2 protein-coding genes are annotated in these 1,411 nt (G+C 62.4%); both read left to right on the top strand.

Annotated elements, in window-relative coordinates:
* Positions 1–622 precede the first annotated feature (622 nt).
* Positions 623–1,000 (top strand): hypothetical protein, encoded by a 378-nt coding sequence (locus tag ABZ194_RS30345; RefSeq protein ID WP_355600440.1) that lies wholly within the window; start codon positions 623–625, stop codon positions 998–1,000.
* A 139-nt stretch (positions 1,001–1,139) separates the two neighbouring features.
* A partial coding sequence (locus tag ABZ194_RS30340; RefSeq protein WP_355600439.1) for a transposase occupies positions 1,140–1,411 on the top strand: 272 nt, incomplete at its 3' end.

The following is a 1,411-nucleotide window of genomic DNA, read 5'->3' as shown; positions in this document are numbered from 1 at the left end:
TCATTCATCTATTGATTACCGGACGCCATTCGAAGTCCTCGACGAGTACACAGCGCTTCAGTCGGTGGCGTAGCTCGCCGCCGCAGATTCCGCTGTCCGGAATGATCTCGGCCCCTCAGTCGCTTTACACGACGCACTACCGGGCAAAGTTGATAGCGAGCCACCGGATCCTTGGGTTTCCCAAGCGTTACTACCGGGAGTGGGGTTGGTACGATTACAGAACTCAAACCCGATGGGTGTATGGAAAGCCGGACCCCTACTATTTCGTTTAGGCGTGTCCTGAACATCCACAGCTAGAGAATCACCAGGCCTCCGCCGGGTGGCAGTCGCCACCCTGACGGGGGCCTGACACTTGGGCCCGGCGTTTGAAGTGACGCGTCGATTCCGGGGTGGTGGGGCCGCGAGTCCCGGAGACGAGCCTTCGGTTCGGAGGAGGTGCTCTCCGTGCTTTCGAAAACCGCTGACGGGGCGCGGGCGGCAACGTTACGAGGTCGGTCGTCTCGGTGGAGACGGGCCTGACGGAAAAGGGGTTACCTGCATGTCGCGAGACGGTGAAGAGCCGGTCGACCTGGAGCGCCGGGTTCGGACGGCGAGAGGCCCGTTGTCGAGGGGGCTGATAACCGTGGGACTGCTGACCGTGTCCGTGGTGCTCAGCTTCGTTGTCTTCTCCTCGGCGAACGATCTGCTTTTCAGGGGCGGTGAAGAGTGGGGAGGCCGGGGAGCATCGCTGATGCTTTCCGATGTCCTGAGTTTCGTGAGCCTCAGAATCGTCGTGGTGCTGGCGATCGGGGTTCTGTCGCGTATGGCCTCCTATCGCATTCGTGACCTATTCATTGGGTTCATCCCGTTTTTGGGTGATTTGTTGCTTGTGCGATTGTGTTGGCGGGCGGCGCTCTATCCGTACCTCGACTGGAGGCCCAGGCAGGAGGAGGTCGGCTCCTCGCTCGAAAAGGAAGCGGTCGTCGACGGTGGTCGGGTTCTGTGGCGCCGTAAACCATGAGGGGATGCGAGAGGGCGGGTGGAGAGCCCGCGGTGCCCTCATCCGGATCGGGTGCGGGGTGCTCGCCGGTCCAGCCCCGCTAGTAGTACTTCGTTAGGTTGGTTTGATCTTTGGGTGTTGGGTTCGGCATGCTGTTCTTGTGGACTTGGAGGAGATCGAGCGGTTGCGTGGCGAGCTGGCGGCGTTCGTGGCTGAGGTGTTCGCGTCGGTGCCGCGCCGGGATCAGCGGGCGAAGGGCGACTGCTACCTGCGTGGGTTGATGCTGGATGGCCGGCGCAAGTCGATTCAGCCGATGGCCGGGCGGTTGCCGGACGGTGACATGCAGGCTTTGCAGCAGTTCGTGAACCAGTCGCCGTGGGATCACGCCGCGGTGTTGCGCGCGGTGGCGCTCAAGACGGCCCCGATGGTTGA

The organism is Streptosporangium sp. NPDC006007, assembly GCF_040614315.1.
Taxonomy (GTDB): Bacteria; Actinomycetota; Actinomycetes; order Streptosporangiales; family Streptosporangiaceae; genus Streptosporangium.
This window is presented reverse-complemented; position numbering and strand designations above follow the sequence as displayed.